Raw genomic sequence first — 15454 nt, 5'->3', positions numbered from 1 at the left:
AAATAATTGTCATCAGTGGGGGAGCCATGCTCGATAAACTTGATGCCGCACTGCGTTTTCAGCAAGAAGCGCTGAACCTGAGCGCCCAGCGCCAGGAAATCCTGTCGGCAAACATTGCCAACGCCGATACCCCGGGGTACCAGGCGCGCGATATTGATTTCGCCAGTGAACTGAAAAAAGTCATGGAGCGCGGTCGTGCTGAAGAGAGTGGTGTTTCATTGGCGCTGACCTCTTCCCGTCATATTCCTGCGCAAGCAATGACCCCGCCGTCTGCCGATCTGCTGTATCGCATCCCGGATCAGCCCTCTCTGGATGGCAACACCGTGGATATGGATCGTGAGCGTACGCAGTTCGCGGACAACAGCGTGAAATACCAGACCGGTTTAACGGTACTGGGCGGGCAGATCAAAAGCATGATGAGTGTTCTGCAAGGGGGGAATTGATAGATGGCTTTACTGAATATTTTTGATGTCGCTGGCTCGGCGCTGGCGGCGCAGTCAAAACGTATGAACGTGGCGGCCAGTAACCTTGCCAACGCCGACAGCGTTACCGGGCCGGACGGTCAACCCTATCGCGCCAAACAGGTCGTTTTCCAGGTTGATGCCGCACCAGGTCAGGCGACCGGCGGTGTAAAAGTCGCGGATGTTATTGAAAGCCAGGCGCCGGACAAACTGGTTTACCAGCCGGGTAACCCGCTGGCGGACGCCAATGGTTACGTCAAAATGCCGAACGTTGATGTGGTCGGGGAAATGGTCAACACCATGTCCGCTTCACGCAGCTATCAGGCAAACGTTGAAGTACTGAATACGGTTAAGAGCATGATGCTCAAGACCCTGACCCTCGGCCAGTAAAGGAGACGCACAGCATGTCTATCGCTGTAAAAGTTAATGACCCGACCAACTCCGGCGCTGCAGCCAGTACGAAGGGTACAACTACCACTGGGACTAACAGCGCTTCCGACCTGCAGAGCAGCTTTCTGACATTGCTGGTCGCGCAGTTGAAAAACCAGGATCCGACCAACCCGCTGCAAAACAATGAACTGACCACGCAACTTGCGCAGATCAGTACCGTAAGCGGGATTGAAAAACTGAATACCACACTGGGCTCGATCTCCGGGCAGATTGATAACAGCCAGTCCATGCAGGCGACGACGCTGATTGGCCACGGTGTCATGATCCCAGGACAAACCATCCTTGTGGGCAAAGAGACCTCTACGCCATTTGGTGTTGAGCTGACTCAGGCTGCCGACAAAGTGACCGCGACGGTGACCAGTGCAGACGGCACAGTCGTGCGCACCATTGATATTGGCGCGCTGAAAGCGGGCGTCCATACCTTTAGCTGGGACGGCAAACTTTCTGATGGTACAGCAGCGCCAGATGGCTCTTATAAAGTCTCTATCGCTGCCAGCTCAGGCTCAACGCAGTTGGTTGCTCAACCTCTGCAGTTTGCGCTGGTGCAAGGTGTGACCCGCAATAGTAACGGGAGCACATTAGATTTGGGTACCTACGGTACTACCACCCTCGACGAAGTACGGCAGATTATTTAAAGCCTTAACACTTATCAGGAGTAAGTCATGGCCTTTTCACAAGCGGTCAGCGGCCTGAATGCTGCGGCCACCAACCTCGATGTCATTGGTAACAACATTGCCAACTCCGCCACTTATGGCTTTAAATCCGGATCTGCGTCCTTCGCTGATATGTTCGCCGGTTCTAAAGTGGGGCTCGGTGTTAAAGTGGCGGGCATTACCCAGGACTTTAGCGATGGTACCACCACCAACACCGGTCGTGGTCTTGACGTTGCATTGAGCGGAAACGGTTTCTTCCGTGTGGTCGACAGCAACGGTTCTGTGTATTACAGCCGTAACGGCCAGTTCAAACTGGACGAAAACCGCAACCTGGTGAACATGCAGGGTATGCAGATAACCGGCTACCCGGCTACCGGTACACCGCCGACAGTACAGACTGGTGCGAACCCGACAGGTATCACCATTCCGAACACGCTGATGGCGGCGAAAATCACCACCACGGCATCGATGCAGATCAACCTGAACTCCACGGACACTACCCCGGCGGTTACGCCGTTCGACCCCACTAACGCCAGCACCTATAACAAAAAAGGTTCCGTCACTGTCTACGACAGCCAGGGTAACGCCCATGACATGAACGTCTATTTTGTGAAGAGTGCCACAGCGAATACCTGGGATGTTTATACCCAGGACAGCAGTGTGAGTGGCAGTACGGCAACGCTTGCAACCACCATGACCTTCAATACTAACGGTGCGCTGACGGGCGGGACTTCTGCCTCCATCACCACGGGTACCATCAATGGTGCAACCCCGGCAACGTTCTCGCTGAGTTTCCTTAACTCCATGCAGCAGAACACCGGCTCTAACAACATTGTCGGCACCACGCAGAACGGTTACAAACCGGGCGACCTGGTGAGCTACCAGATTAACGAAGATGGCACCGTTGTGGGGAACTACTCCAACGAGCAGAAACAGGTGCTTGGGCAGATCGTTCTGGCGAACTTCGCTAACTCCGAAGGCTTGAAATCTGAAGGTAACAACGTTTGGTCCGCAACCTCGTCTTCCGGTGTTGCGCTGTTAGGGGCTGCAGGTACCGGTAATTTCGGTAAGTTGACCAACGGTGCGCTTGAAGCATCAAACGTGGATCTGAGTAAAGAACTGGTGAACATGATCGTCGCGCAGCGTAACTATCAGTCGAACGCGCAGACTATCAAAACCCAGGACCAGATCCTTAACACGCTGGTTAACCTGCGTTAATCATCTGACGGGATGGCTTAATGGATCACGCAATATACACCGCGATGGGCGCCGCCAGCCAAACGCTGAATCAGCAGGCTGTCACCGCCAGCAACCTTGCGAATGCTTCAACGCCGGGCTTCCGTGCGCAGCTTAATGCGCTGCGTGCAGTACCTGTTGAAGGGCTTTCGTTACCGACCCGTACTTTGGTGGTGGCGTCTACACCGGGTGCCGATATGACGCCCGGTCAGCTGGATTACACCTCTCGCCCACTTGATGTGGCGTTACAGCAGAACGGTTGGTTAGCCGTTCAGACCGCGGATGGTTCGGAAGGGTATACCCGCAACGGTAATATTCAGGTCGGTCCTACCGGTCAGTTGACCATTCAGGGCCACCCGGTGATTGGTGAGGCGGGTCCGATCTCTGTGCCGGAAGGCTCGCAGATCACGATTGCCGCTGACGGTACGATTTCTGCGCTTAATCCTGGCGATTCGGCGAATACCATTGCACCGGTAGGCAAGCTGAAGCTGGTTAAAGCGGAAGGTAAAGAAGTGGTGCGTGGCGATGATGGTCTGTTCCGTGTGAGCCAGGCCGCGCAAGCCACGCGTGGCACGACGTTGCAAGCCGATGCCTCTGTCCGTGTGATGTCGGGCGTGCTGGAAGGCAGCAACGTTAAACCCGTTGAAGCGATGACCGACATGATTGCCAGCGCACGTCGCTTCGAAATGCAGATGAAGGTGATCGGCAGCGTTGATGAAAACGCGCAACGCGCCAATCAGTTGCTGTCACTGGGCTAATAAACAGGATTACCTATGATCAGTTCATTATGGATCGCGAAAACCGGCCTCGACGCCCAGCAAACCAATATGGACGTTATCGCCAACAACCTGGCGAACGTCAGTACCAACGGTTTTAAGCGTCAGCGTGCGGTATTTGAAGATTTGTTGTACCAGACGATGCGTCAGCCTGGTGCTCAGTCTTCTGAACAAACGACATTGCCTTCTGGCTTGCAGATCGGTACCGGTGTTCGTCCCGTTGCGACCGAACGCCTGCACAGCCAGGGCGGCTTGTCACAAACTAACAACACCAAAGATGTTGCCATTAAAGGGCAGGGCTTCTTTGAAGTACTGCTGCCGGATGGTACCTCAGCGTATACACGCGACGGCTCCTTCCAGGTGGATCAGAATGGTCAGTTAGTCACGGCGGGTGGTTTCCAGGTGCAGCCTGCGATCACTATCCCTGCTAACACCCTGAGCATCACCATTGGCCGCGACGGCGTGGTCAGCGTGACGCAGCAGGGGGCGACAGCGCCGGTGCAGGTTGGCCAGTTAAACCTCACCACCTTTATGAATGACACCGGTCTGGAAAGCATCGGTGAGAACCTGTACACCGAAACCCAGTCGTCCGGGGCGCCAAACTCCACGACCCCGGGCCTCAACGGTGCAGGTTTGCTGTACCAGGGGTATGTGGAAACCTCAAACGTAAACGTTGCCGAAGAACTGGTGAATATGATCCAGGTTCAACGCGCTTACGAAATTAACAGTAAAGCAGTATCGACGACCGATCAGATGCTGCAAAAACTGACGCAACTCTAAGGCGTTATCCGGTGCGGTAGTTGCTGCCGTACCGGAACCCTGATTTCGAAGATGAATGCAATGCAAAAATACGCCGCGCGCCGCTACCCAATTATGGCTTTACTGGCCGTTACCCTGACCGGATGTGCCTGGGTTCCTTCAAAACCATTGGTAGAAGGAGCGACCTCCGCTCAACCGATCCCGGGTCCAGTGCCTTTAGTGAATGGCTCGATTTATCAGACCGCGCAGCCAATAAACTATGGCTATCAGCCACTGTTTGAAGACCGCCGTCCGCGTAACGTGGGCGATATGCTGACGATCACGTTGCAAGAAAACGTGAGCGCCAGTAAGAGTTCATCGGCCAATGCCAGCCGCGATGGCAAATCCAGTTTTGGTATCGATACGACGCCTCGTTACCTTGAAGGTCTTTTTGGCAACGCACGTGCCGATCTGAGTTCTTCCGGGAGTAACACCTTCGCCGGTAAAGGCGGCGCGAACGCCAGTAACACATTTAGCGGCACGTTGACTGTGACGGTCGACCAGGTGCTGATCAATGGCAATTTACATGTTGTGGGTGAAAAACAGATCGCCATTAACCAGGGCACTGAATTCATCCGCTTCTCAGGTGTTGTGAACCCACGCACCATCAGCGGCAGCAACACGGTTCAGTCTACTCAGGTGGCTGATGCGCGCATCGAATATGTCGGCAATGGCTACATTAACGAAGCGCAGACGATGGGCTGGCTGCAGCGTTTCTTCCTCAACTTATCGCCGATGTAACCGGGGTGAATTATGTTTAGATATCTGGCTGGAATCGCGTTGGTGCTGGTGGCGACTGTCGCCCAGGCCGACCGTATCCGGGATCTCACCAGCGTACAGGGCGTACGAGAAAACTCCTTAATTGGCTACGGCCTTGTTGTTGGGCTTGATGGCACGGGTGACCAGACCACCCAAACGCCGTTTACCACGCAAACATTAAATAACATGTTGTCGCAGATGGGGATCACCGTTCCTACTGGCACCAACATGCAATTAAAAAACGTGGCGGCGGTAATGGTGACTGCGCAATTCCCGGCCTTTGCCCGCCAGGGACAGACAATCGATGTGGTGGTCTCTTCCATGGGGAACGCAAAAAGCCTGCGCGGCGGCACGTTGCTGATGACCCCGCTGAAAGGGGTGGACAGCCAGGTGTATGCGCTGGCGCAGGGTAACATTCTTGTAGGTGGTGCAGGTGCATCTGCTGGCGGCAGCAGCGTACAGGTTAACCAGCTCAACGGCGGTCGCATCACCGGCGGAGCGGTTATTGAGCGTGAACTGCCGTCGCAATTTGGCGCGGGTAACACCATAAACCTGCAACTGAATCAGGAAGATTTCACCATGGCGCAGCAGATTGCCGATACCATCAACCGCAGCCGTGGTTATGGTAGCGCGACTGCGCTGGATGCTCGTACCGTGCAGATCCGTACCTCCAGCGGCGGTACCTCACAGGTGCGTCTGTTGGCGGATATTCAGAATCTGGAAGTCGGTACAACGCAACAGGATGCGAAAGTGATCATTAACTCCCGTACCGGCTCTGTGGTGATGAACCGCGAAGTGGCGCTGGATAACTGCGCAGTCGCGCAGGGTAACCTCTCCGTGACGGTGAACCAGCAGGCTAACGTTAGCCAGCCGAATACGCCGTTTGGGGGTGGTCAAACCGTTGTCACGCCGCAAACGCAGATCGATTTGCGTCAGAGTGGTGGGTCGCTGCAAAGTGTTCGCTCCAGCGCCAATCTGAATAGCGTGGTACGTGCACTGAACGCACTGGGTGCGTCGCCAATGGAACTGATGTCGATTCTGCAGTCTATGCAAAGCGCAGGTTGCCTGCGTGCGAAACTGGAGATCATCTAATGTTGACTGACAGCCGGTTGTTGAGTAGCGCGGCCTGGGACGCGCAGTCGCTGAATGAACTGAAATCAAAGGCCGGACAGGATCCGAAAGCTAACCTGCGGCCGGTAGCGCGCCAGGTGGAAGGGATGTTTGTGCAAATGATGCTAAAAAGCATGCGCGACGCCCTGCCAAAAGACGGTATTTTCAGTAGCGATTCAACCCGGCTGTACACCAGCATGTATGACCAACAGATTGCCCAGCAGATGACCGCAGGCAAAGGTCTGGGGCTGGCGGATATGATGGTGAAACAGATGACCGACGAACAGGCGCCGGTAGATCCCGCCGATCAAATGCAACAGGTGCCGATGAAGTTCCCTCTGGAAACGGTGACCAGTTATCAAAACCAGGCGCTGACGCAGTTAGTGCGTAAGGCTATGCCAAAAGCGCCTGACGACAGTGATGAACCGTTGACGGGTGACAGCAAAGACTTCCTTGCCCAGCTTTCGCTTCCGGCGCGACTGGCCAGCCAGCAGAGCGGTGTTCCGCATCACTTGATCCTCGCGCAGGCTGCTCTCGAATCCGGCTGGGGCCAACGGCAGATCCCGCGTGAGAACGGTGAGCCGAGCTTTAACATTTTCGGTGTGAAAGCGACACCGAACTGGAAAGGACCAACCACCGAGATCACCACCACGGAATATGAGAATGGCGAGGCGGTTAAAGTCAAAGCAAAATTCCGTGTGTACAGCTCGTATCTCGAAGCATTGTCTGATTATGTAGGCATGCTGACGCGCAATAAACGCTATGCGGCGGTCACGACGGCAGCAACGGCGGAACAGGGCGCACAAGCGTTGCAAAACGCCGGTTATGCGACCGATCCGAACTATGCCCGTAAGCTGACGAGTATGATCCAACAGCTTAAATCTATGGGTGAAAAAGTCAGCAAAGCCTATAACAGCGACATCGAAAATCTGTTCTGAAATATCTCAAGTTTCGCTCTGGGTTGCCGATAATCGTCAACAGGACTCATGTCTGAAAGTGTATAAGGAACCTCCATGTCCAGTTTGATTAATAGCGCCATGAGTGGGCTCGCTGCAGCCCAGGCAGCGCTTAATACCTCGAGTAACAACATTGCCAGCTATAACGTGGCTGGCTATACCCGTCAGACGACAGTATTGTCGTCGGCTAACAGTACGCTGGGGGCTGGCGGTTGGGTTGGCAATGGTGTCTATGTCTCGGGTGTTCAGCGTGAGTATGATGCTTTCATTACTAACCAGCTGCGCGCGGCGCAAAACCAGAGCAGCGGGCTGACTACGCGCTATGAGCAGATGTCAAAAATTGATGATGTGCTCTCTGGTACTACCAATACGCTTTCGACCAGCCTGCAGGGATTTTTCTCCAGTCTGCAAACGTTGGTGAGCAACGCCGAAGATCCGGCAGCACGTCAGGCTCTGTTAGGTAAAGGCAGTGCGCTGGTTAACCAGTTCAAGGTGGCCGATCAGTATCTGCGTGACCAGGATAAGCAGGTTAACCTGTCTATCAGCTCAAGTGTTGACCAAATCAACAACTACACCAAACAGATCGCCTCCCTTAATGATCAGATTTCCCGTCTGACCGGCGTTGGCGCGGGCGCATCTCCGAATGATTTGCTCGATCAGCGTGACCAGTTGGTCAGCGAGCTGAATAAGATCGTCGGGGTGGAAGTTAGCGTACAGGATGGTAAAACCTATAACCTGACGATGGCTAACGGTTACACCCTGGTGCAAGGCAGTACTTCTCGCCAACTGGCGGCAGTGGCTTCCAGCGCTGACGCATCTCGTACCACGGTTGCCTATGTCGACAATACTGCCGGCAATGTTGAGATCCCGGAGAGACTGATTACTACGGGGTCTCTGGGCGGTTTGCTGGCCTTCCGTTCACAGGATCTGGATCAGACGCGTAATACCCTGGGCCAACTGGCGTTGTCATTTGCTGATGCGTTCAACAAACAGCACACCCAGGGTTACGATTCAGTCGGTGTACAGGGTACAAACTTCTTTACCATCGGTGCGCCGTCTGCCTTAGGCAACGGCAAAAATACTGGCACCGCCGCATTATCACCCGCGGTCAGCGACAGTACGGCTGTTCAGGCGACTGACTACAAAGTGGCTTACGATGGCAGCAACTGGACCGTGACGCGTTTGTCCAACAATACGTCCTTCAACGTTACACCAGATTCCACCGATGGCTCGTTGAATTTTGACGGGCTGAAGGTCAGCGTCAGTGGTACGGCTGCCGCCAACGACAGTTTTACCGTCAAGCCGGTGAGCAACGCGATTGTGAATATGAGCGTGGCGATCACCGATGAGTCGAAAATTGCGATGGCGTCTGTTGCCGGCGACGGTGCGAGCGACAACCGCAACGGGCAGGCGCTGCTCAACCTGCAAAGTGCCAAGAAAGTCGGCGGTAATAAAACCTTTACCGATGCCTATGCCACGCTGGTGAGCGATGTGGGTAACAAAACGTCGACGCTGAAAACCAGCAGTACGACGCAGACTAACGTGGTAACGCAACTGAGCAACCAGCAGCAGTCGATCTCCGGGGTTAACCTCGATGAAGAGTACGGCAACCTGCAACGTTATCAGCAATATTATCTGGCCAACGCGCAGGTTCTTCAGACCGCAAGCACGCTCTTTAATGCGCTGCTGGAAATACGCTAAGTAAGGGGTGAGCAATGCGTATCAGTACTCAAATGATGTACGAACAAAATATGCGCGGTGTGACCAACGCGCAAAGTAAGTGGCTGGCGTATGGTGAGCAAATGTCCACCGGTCAGCGTGTGAACCGTCCGTCTGATGATCCGATTGCAGCCTCTCAGGCGGTGGTGATCTCTCAGGCGCAGGCGCAAAACTCGCAGTATGCCACTGCACGTACATTCGCTACGCAGAAAGTGTCGCTCGAAGAGAGCGTACTGCAACAGGTGACCACAGCAATTCAGGGCGCGCAAAGTACTATCGTGAAAGCGGGCAGCGGTTCGCTCAGTGACGATGACCGCGCTTCTCTGGCAACAGAATTGCAGGGCTATCGCGATCAGTTGTTAAACCTTGCCAACAGCACTGATGGTAATGGTCGCTATATTTTTGCTGGCTACAAGACGGAGTCTGCTCCGTATGACTCAGCAACGGCGACCTACAGTGGGGGTTCGCAGGCAATCAGTCAGCAAGTGGATGCCTCGCGTACTATGGTCATTGCGCACACTGGCGATCAAGTCTTTAACCATATCAGCAGTAACGCTACGCCAGAGCCGATCGATCCGGCAACGGGTCTGCCGGGTACGTCCGAAACGAACCTGTTCAAAATGCTGGATACGGCCGTTGCAGCGCTGAAAACTCCCGTCGCAGGTAATGAAACGGCGAAAGCTGCTGCACAGGCCGTAGTAGATAAAACCAGCCGTGGCCTCGGCAACTCCCTGAACAACGTGTCTACTGTACGCGCTGAGCTGGGTACGCAGTTGAACGAACTGGAAAGCCTTGATTCGCTGGGCGATGACCGTGCGCTGGGTCTGAAGCAACAGTCGAGTGATTTGATCGATGTAGACTGGAACGAAGTGATTTCGTCTTACACCATGCAACAGGCTGCACTGCAGGCGTCTTACAAGGCGTTTAGTGATATGCAGGGGATGTCGCTGTTCCAGCTCAATAAGTAACGTTTTCATTTTGGACATGTCTGGAAACTGGGCATGTTCGCTATGCCCGCTCCATCACCCCGGAGCGGGCTTTTTTTTTACGCTTTTTGTTCGGCTTGTTGCATCTGGCGGGCATCGATGAGGCGGATAGCCAGTGCGATGAGTGCGGACAGCGTTGCCAACACTATCACACCTTGCCATGAGGCAACCGAGTAGAGTTTACTGCCCAGTGCAGAACCTGCCGCCATACCAATAAACACGCCGGTAAACAGTAGTGCATTCAGCCGACCACGTGCTTGCGGCTCCAGGCCGTAAACCAGATTCTGGTGTGCAACCAGACTGGATTGCAGACCCAGGTCAAAACCGACGGCAGACAATGCAATCAGGATCAGTTGCCCGTGCGGGGGCAGAACGGGCAACAGGAACATCAGAGCAAAAGAAACCATCACCAGACCTGCGCCTAATTGTGTCACTTTCTCTGCGCCCATTTTATCTGCCAGCCCGCCAGCCAGCGGTGCGGCCAGTGCACCGGCCGCACCTGCGATGCCGAAAGTGCCGGCGACAGCGCTACCCAATTGATATTTTTCCAGCAGCATCATCGCCAGGGTTGACCAGAACGCGCTAAAAGCGACAGAAAGAAAACCTTGTGCCATTGCAGCGCGACGCAGTGATGGATAACGTTGCCACAGGTGCGCCATAGACTTCATCAGCGCCGGGTAGCTCAGCGTTGAGTGGGTGGCGAAACGCGGCAGTACCGACCACATCAGGATACCAATCAGCGCAATGCTAACGGCCGCCATCTGGTACATGACGCGCCAGCCAAATGCCGCGCCAACAAAGCCACTGACGGTCCTGGAAAGCAGGATCCCCAGCAGCAGTCCCGTCATTACCGTACCGACCATTTTCCCCTGTTTACCCGCCGGTGCGAGGATCGCGGCAGCAGGAACAATATCCTGCGCCATGGTGGCGGCCATGCCTAACAGCAGGCTGACAATCAGCAGAGAGGGAAGGTGGCTGGTCAGACTGCATGCCAGCAATAACAGCGCCAGTGCCGCGCTTTTGAACAGGATAAGACGCCGGCGATCATGGCGGTCGCCCAGCGGCAACAGAAACAGGATCCCCAGCGCATAGCCAGCCTGAGTCAGTGTGGGAACCAGCCCCATGCCGTTGATTGTAAGATGCAAGTCGTTGCCCATCAGCGGTAATAGCGGCTGCGAATAGTAAATTGCTGCAACGCTGAATCCTGCGCCGAGCGCGAGGGCAAAAATGACCCAGCCAACAACATCTGTCGAAAGAGAATGACGGTTCATATGATGGTTCCCCAGAAACGGTGTGTTTTGATTTGTGCGTCGTAACGCTACGGTGTGGGCACATTTTTGCGTATGCCGGTATAGCGCGGTAGCCAGCGGAGTGGTAAAACGGTTATACGTGTAACGTATAAATGTAATAATTATGAAGCGACAAGAGCGTATAGATAGAGTGGATCTGATGCGGACGTTTATCCGTATCGTCGAGGCGGGTTCGCTGTCGGCGGCGGCGCGTCAACTGGACACCACACAAGCGACGGTGAGCAGACGCTTGCAGTCGCTGGAAAGCCTGCTTGGCGTGAAACTTTTGTTGCGCACCACCCATGCGATGAAGCTCACGGATGATGGAGAACGGTGTTATCAGCATGCGAAACGTGTGGCGGATGCATGGGTTGCACTTGAGGATGAGCTGAGTCAGTCGGACGATGAACCGGTGGGAATGTTACGGGTACGAGCGCCGCATGCGTTTGGTCAGGAGCAATTGCTGGGGCCGTTAACGCAATTCCTGGAGCGTCATCCACAGCTATCGGTGGAGTGGATACTTAATGACAAAAAGGTGGATTTTCTTAGCGCGAATATCGATTGCGCCATTCGTGTGGGGGCGGAAGTCGATCCAGCGACCGTGTCAGTGCTGCTGGCGGAAGTGCCTCGCAGTCTGGTGGCGGCACCCGCAGTACTTGCGCGTTTTCCTGCAATAGAAACGCCACAACAGCTCTCCGCATTGCCATGGATAGCCCTGAATACGTTTTACCAGCACGAAATTCATCTTACGCATCAGCATAGTGGTGAGACGGAGCAGGTGGTGATTTCGCCCCGGCTTTATACGGATAGTCTCTATGCAGCACGTAACACCGTCATTGCAGGGCTGGGTGTGGCGGTGATCTCCAGTTGGGCGGTAGAGGAAGAAATTCGTGCCGGTAAGCTGGTGGCGCTGTTGCCGGAGTGGCAGGCAGCACCGTTGCCAGTGCATCTGGTTTACCCGTGGGCACGTTACTATCCCGCGCGGTTACGTAAATTTTTGCAACTGATGCGGGAAGTGATGCCCGGGCTGGGCGGTATGCGCCAGCCAGTGCATCGGGCATAAAAAAGCCGACCCGGAGGTCGGCTTTTACTGCCAGTCGGGTTAGTTGACTGACGGCGGTTTTGTTGCCGGCGCGGTGGCGGAGTGCGTGGCGCTGTGGCCGCCTGCCGCTCCTTTACCTGTGAATCCGAACTCCGGACGTACCCAATCGCTATGACGCGGTGCTTCCGGCACGTAGGCTGGCGCAGGCGCTTTAGTCATTGGCGCAGTGGCGATCTTACGTGCTGCCGGCGCTGCTGCAGCGGGGATGACCGGCACTTCGATAACCGGCGTCGCAGTTTCTTCCGTTATGTCTTCGGTCACGGCAGTTTCAGCCACCGGTTCTGCAACCACTGGGGGTTGTGCTGGCTGCACGTTTTCAACCACCGCTTCAGCGACGGTGCGATCTTCCTCAGCAATCAACTGCGGCTGATCCTCTACCGGACTTTCAATGACTTCCGGATGCGTGGTTTCAACGACGACAGGTTCAGGTGCTTCAACAGGCGTTTGCGGTTCAGCAATCACAGGTTCAGCGGTTGCAGTTTCGGCCGTTTCAACCGGAGCAGACGCTTCTGGCGCTTCAGCTGGCTGACTGGCGACCAGTTGCGCTTCGGCGATAGCGGGAGCGACATCCTGCTCAGTGGCGACATTCTGTTCCACTTCGCTGTCCTGAACCTGCTGCTCATCCTGAGGACGCGCAACCGGATAGCTGATCCATACCTTACCGGAGGCCATTTCCGGCGATGCGCAGGCAACGGTCAATGGCATTGCGGATTGCAGCGGGTAGCGCTCATCACGGTAGCGACGGCGACGCTGACCGCTGACGCGCAGGTGGCGCGGTGAACGGCGTGAGCGGCGCGGCATCGCGTTTTCACGCGTATCCCCGTTCTCATCCTGTTCCTGTGCGTTGGCACTGTCTGCAACGACAGGCAGCTCGACTTTCGCCAGTTCAGTGCGTGGAGCGGGTACGTCCTGGACAGCATCCTTTTCAACAACGGTTTCTGCATTCTGCTCGCCAACGCGGACTTTCTGGTTCAGCTGACGCTGCTTACGGCGCGGCATCGTCTGTACACGCTCTTCCTGTTCCGTTTCCGGCGCAGTTTGTTCATCGCGGCTCAGCTCTTTCACATCCTGCTGCGCCTGACGTTTTTCATCATTACGGCGGCGATTGCGTTCACGGCGCGGTTGCTGCTCGTCACGCGGCTTCGCCTTATCAGCCTCTTCTACGGCAACTGGCTGGCGAACATCGCGGGCCTCTGCATTCTGCTGTGATTTTTCACGGCGATTGCGGCGATTTTCTTCGCGGCCTTCGCGGTTGTCACGGCCTTCACGCGCTTCATTACCTTCACCGCGGGAATCTCGGCGCTCATTACGATCGCGACGGTTGCCCTGACGGGATTTACGACGATCCTGCTGGCGATCTTGTTTCTCGCCCGCATTTTTCTTCTCTTCTTCTTTCACTTCAACCGATGCAGGCGCAGCTTCGCTGGCGAACAGGCCTTTCAGTGCGGAGAAGAAACGGCCCAGCAGACCCGGCGAGGACTGGGCGACGACAGAGGCTGGCTGTGCAGTGACTGCAGGTGTAGGCGCAGGCGCTTGTGGTACTGGCGGAACATCTGGCATGACGAAAGTGGCCAGCGCGGGTTGTTCCGGACGTTTACGTTCCGGAACGTCTTCTTCAGACGGCAGCGCCATTGCTTCTTCATGCAGTTTTGGCAGCAGATAGCTCAGGGTCGGGGTCTCTTCACCTTTACGCACGCGCAGTACGGAGTAGTGCGGGGTTTCCATCTGATCGTTCGGAACGATCACGCAGCGTACGCCACCCTGACGGGCTTCGATAGCGCTGACGGCAGCACGTTTTTCGTTCAACAGGTAAGAAGCGACCTGCACCGGAACGATGGCATGCACCTCCTGCGTGTTTTCTTTCAGCGCTTCTTCTTCGATCAAGCGCAGAATAGACAGCGACAAGGATTCGTTGTCACGAATGGTGCCAGTGCCGCTACAGCGTGGGCAAACGTGATGGCTGGACTCGCCAAGCGACGGGCTCAGACGCTGGCGGGACATTTCCAGCAGACCGAAGCGGGAAATATGGCTGATTTGAATACGCGCACGGTCCTGACGCACCGCTTCACGCAGACGGTTTTCCACAGCACGCTGGTGACGTACTGGCGTCATGTCGATGAAGTCGATAACAATCAGGCCGCCAAGGTCGCGCAAGCGCAACTGACGGGCAATTTCGTCTGCCGCTTCCAGGTTAGTGTTAAACGCCGTCTCTTCGATATCGCCGCCGCGGGTTGCGCGAGCGGAGTTGATGTCGATAGCGGTCAGTGCTTCGGTCGTATCAATAACGATAGAGCCGCCGGAAGGCAGGCGCACTTCACGCTGGAAGGCAGACTCAATCTGCGACTCAATCTGGTAGTGGCTGAACAGCGGGATTTCGCCGGTGTACAGTTTGATTTTGCTACTGAAATCCGGACGACCCAGCGCGGAGATATGCTGGCGAGCCAGCTCAAGCACTTTCGGGTTATCGATCAGGATTTCGCCGATGTCCTGGCGCAGGTAATCGCGGAAAGCGCGCACAATCACGTTGCTTTCCTGGTGGATCAGGAACGGCGCCGGGCGGCTTTCTGCGGCTTTCTGGATGGCTTCCCAATGTTTCAGACGGAAGCTCAGATCCCACTGCAGTGCTTCGGCAGATTTGCCCACGCCTGCTGTACGGACAATAAGACCCATGCCATCCGGCAGTTCCAGACTGGACAGCGCTTCTTTCAGTTCGGTGCGGTCGTCGCCTTCGATGCGACGGGAGATACCGCCCGCACGTGGGTTATTTGGCATCAATACCAGGTAGCTGCCAGCAAGGCTGATAAAGGTGGTCAGCGCCGCGCCTTTGTTGCCGCGCTCTTCTTTATCGATCTGAACAATGACTTCCTGACCTTCGCGCAGCACATCTTTGATGTTCGGACGGCCATGGGCGTTGTAGCTGGCAGGGAAGTATTCGCGGGCGATTTCTTTAAGAGGGAGAAAACCGTGGCGTTCAGCTCCGTAATCAACAAATGCAGCTTCGAGGCTCGGTTCAATGCGGGTGATTTTGCCTTTGTAGATGTTCGCTTTTTTCTGCTCGTGACCCGGGCTTTCGATATCCAGGTCGTACAGGCGCTGCCCATCAACAAGGGCGACACGCAACTCTTCCTGCTGAGTTGCGTTGATTAACATTCTTTTCAT

Annotated in this window: 14 protein-coding genes; 12 read left to right on the top strand and 2 right to left on the bottom strand. The window is 55.3% G+C overall.

Annotation, left to right across the window (positions count from 1 at the left end):
* Positions 1-26: 26 nt before the first annotated feature.
* The 11 genes from flgB to flgL all read left to right on the top strand — a co-directional run bounded on the left by flgB (position 27) and on the right by flgL (position 9886).
* Positions 27-443 carry a flagellar basal body rod protein FlgB gene (gene flgB / locus GA0061071_RS16690; RefSeq protein WP_061494843.1) on the top strand — a complete coding sequence of 139 codons (417 nt, stop codon included), beginning with the start codon at positions 27-29 and terminating at the stop codon, positions 441-443.
* Between the two features lie 3 nt (positions 444-446).
* Complete coding sequence (gene flgC, locus GA0061071_RS16685) at positions 447-851, top strand: flagellar basal body rod protein FlgC (protein WP_061494844.1); 405 nt, start codon at positions 447-449, stop codon at positions 849-851.
* Positions 852-865: 14 nt separating this feature from the next.
* Positions 866-1546 (top strand): flagellar hook assembly protein FlgD, encoded by a 681-nt coding sequence (flgD, locus tag GA0061071_RS16680; RefSeq protein WP_061494845.1) that lies wholly within the window; start codon positions 866-868, stop codon positions 1544-1546.
* A 27-nt stretch (positions 1547-1573) separates the two neighbouring features.
* Positions 1574-2782: a flagellar hook protein FlgE gene (gene flgE / locus GA0061071_RS16675; protein WP_088236536.1), complete on the top strand. Its 1209-nt coding sequence runs from the start codon at positions 1574-1576 to the stop codon at positions 2780-2782.
* Positions 2783-2802: 20 nt separating this feature from the next.
* Entirely contained in the window at positions 2803-3558 is a 756-nt protein-coding gene (locus tag GA0061071_RS16670) for a flagellar basal body rod protein FlgF (protein WP_061494847.1), read from the top strand.
* A 15-nt stretch (positions 3559-3573) separates the two neighbouring features.
* Positions 3574-4356 (top strand): flagellar basal-body rod protein FlgG, encoded by a 783-nt coding sequence (gene flgG / locus GA0061071_RS16665; RefSeq protein WP_088236535.1) that lies wholly within the window; start codon positions 3574-3576, stop codon positions 4354-4356.
* Positions 4357-4416: 60 nt separating this feature from the next.
* Positions 4417-5115, top strand: coding sequence for a flagellar basal body L-ring protein FlgH (locus GA0061071_RS16660; protein WP_061499968.1), 699 nt, complete (start codon positions 4417-4419; stop codon positions 5113-5115).
* Between the two features lie 12 nt (positions 5116-5127).
* Positions 5128-6225 carry a flagellar basal body P-ring protein FlgI gene (locus GA0061071_RS16655; RefSeq protein ID WP_088236534.1) on the top strand — a complete coding sequence of 366 codons (1098 nt, stop codon included), beginning with the start codon at positions 5128-5130 and terminating at the stop codon, positions 6223-6225.
* Positions 6225-7181, top strand: coding sequence for a flagellar assembly peptidoglycan hydrolase FlgJ (flgJ, locus tag GA0061071_RS16650; RefSeq protein WP_088236533.1), 957 nt, complete (start codon positions 6225-6227; stop codon positions 7179-7181). The genes GA0061071_RS16655 and flgJ overlap by 1 nt, the downstream gene beginning before the upstream one ends.
* Before the next feature lie 75 nt (positions 7182-7256).
* Complete coding sequence (flgK, locus tag GA0061071_RS16645) at positions 7257-8900, top strand: flagellar hook-associated protein FlgK (protein ID WP_088236532.1); 1644 nt, start codon at positions 7257-7259, stop codon at positions 8898-8900.
* Between the two features lie 14 nt (positions 8901-8914).
* Positions 8915-9886, top strand: coding sequence for a flagellar hook-associated protein FlgL (flgL, locus tag GA0061071_RS16640; RefSeq protein ID WP_061494852.1), 972 nt, complete (start codon positions 8915-8917; stop codon positions 9884-9886).
* Between the two features lie 77 nt (positions 9887-9963).
* Here the strand turns inward: flgL and GA0061071_RS16635 are convergent, their stop codons facing one another.
* A complete protein-coding gene (locus GA0061071_RS16635) occupies positions 9964-11175 on the bottom strand; it encodes an MFS transporter (RefSeq protein ID WP_088236531.1) in 1212 nt (403 codons plus the stop codon).
* A gap of 142 nt (positions 11176-11317) precedes the next feature.
* On the opposite strand from GA0061071_RS16635, the gene GA0061071_RS16630 reads away from it, so the two are divergent.
* Positions 11318-12256 carry a LysR family transcriptional regulator gene (locus tag GA0061071_RS16630; protein WP_088236530.1) on the top strand — a complete coding sequence of 313 codons (939 nt, stop codon included), beginning with the start codon at positions 11318-11320 and terminating at the stop codon, positions 12254-12256.
* 39 nt (positions 12257-12295) lie between these two features.
* On the opposite strand, the gene rne is transcribed toward GA0061071_RS16630, so the two are convergent.
* Positions 12296-15454 carry a ribonuclease E gene (gene rne / locus GA0061071_RS16625; RefSeq protein WP_088236529.1) on the bottom strand — a complete coding sequence of 1053 codons (3159 nt, stop codon included), beginning with the start codon at positions 15452-15454 and terminating at the stop codon, positions 12296-12298.

The sequence above is a fragment of the Kosakonia oryzendophytica genome, from assembly GCF_900094925.1.
GTDB classification, from domain to species: domain Bacteria; phylum Pseudomonadota; class Gammaproteobacteria; order Enterobacterales; family Enterobacteriaceae; genus Kosakonia; species Kosakonia oryzendophytica.
This window is presented reverse-complemented; position numbering and strand designations above follow the sequence as displayed.

Excerpts from the sequence above, each read along its gene's own strand:
- flgJ (WP_088236533.1), top strand. The coding sequence starts at position 6,225 with ATGTTGACTGACAGCCGGTTGTTGAGTAGCGCGGCCTGGGACGCGCAG.
- GA0061071_RS16630 (WP_088236530.1), top strand. The coding sequence starts at position 11,318 with ATGAAGCGACAAGAGCGTATAGATAGAGTGGATCTGATGCGGACGTTT.
- flgD (WP_061494845.1), top strand. The coding sequence starts at position 866 with ATGTCTATCGCTGTAAAAGTTAATGACCCGACCAACTCCGGCGCTGCA.
- flgG (WP_088236535.1), top strand. The coding sequence starts at position 3,574 with ATGATCAGTTCATTATGGATCGCGAAAACCGGCCTCGACGCCCAGCAA.
- rne (WP_088236529.1), bottom strand. The coding sequence starts at position 15,454 with ATGAAAAGAATGTTAATCAACGCAACTCAGCAGGAAGAGTTGCGTGTC.
- GA0061071_RS16660 (WP_061499968.1), top strand. The coding sequence starts at position 4,417 with ATGCAAAAATACGCCGCGCGCCGCTACCCAATTATGGCTTTACTGGCC.
- flgK (WP_088236532.1), top strand. The coding sequence starts at position 7,257 with ATGTCCAGTTTGATTAATAGCGCCATGAGTGGGCTCGCTGCAGCCCAG.
- GA0061071_RS16635 (WP_088236531.1), bottom strand. The coding sequence starts at position 11,175 with ATGAACCGTCATTCTCTTTCGACAGATGTTGTTGGCTGGGTCATTTTT.
- flgE (WP_088236536.1), top strand. The coding sequence starts at position 1,574 with ATGGCCTTTTCACAAGCGGTCAGCGGCCTGAATGCTGCGGCCACCAAC.
- GA0061071_RS16670 (WP_061494847.1), top strand. The coding sequence starts at position 2,803 with ATGGATCACGCAATATACACCGCGATGGGCGCCGCCAGCCAAACGCTG.
- flgL (WP_061494852.1), top strand. The coding sequence starts at position 8,915 with ATGCGTATCAGTACTCAAATGATGTACGAACAAAATATGCGCGGTGTG.
- flgC (WP_061494844.1), top strand. The coding sequence starts at position 447 with ATGGCTTTACTGAATATTTTTGATGTCGCTGGCTCGGCGCTGGCGGCG.
- flgB (WP_061494843.1), top strand. The coding sequence starts at position 27 with ATGCTCGATAAACTTGATGCCGCACTGCGTTTTCAGCAAGAAGCGCTG.
- GA0061071_RS16655 (WP_088236534.1), top strand. The coding sequence starts at position 5,128 with ATGTTTAGATATCTGGCTGGAATCGCGTTGGTGCTGGTGGCGACTGTC.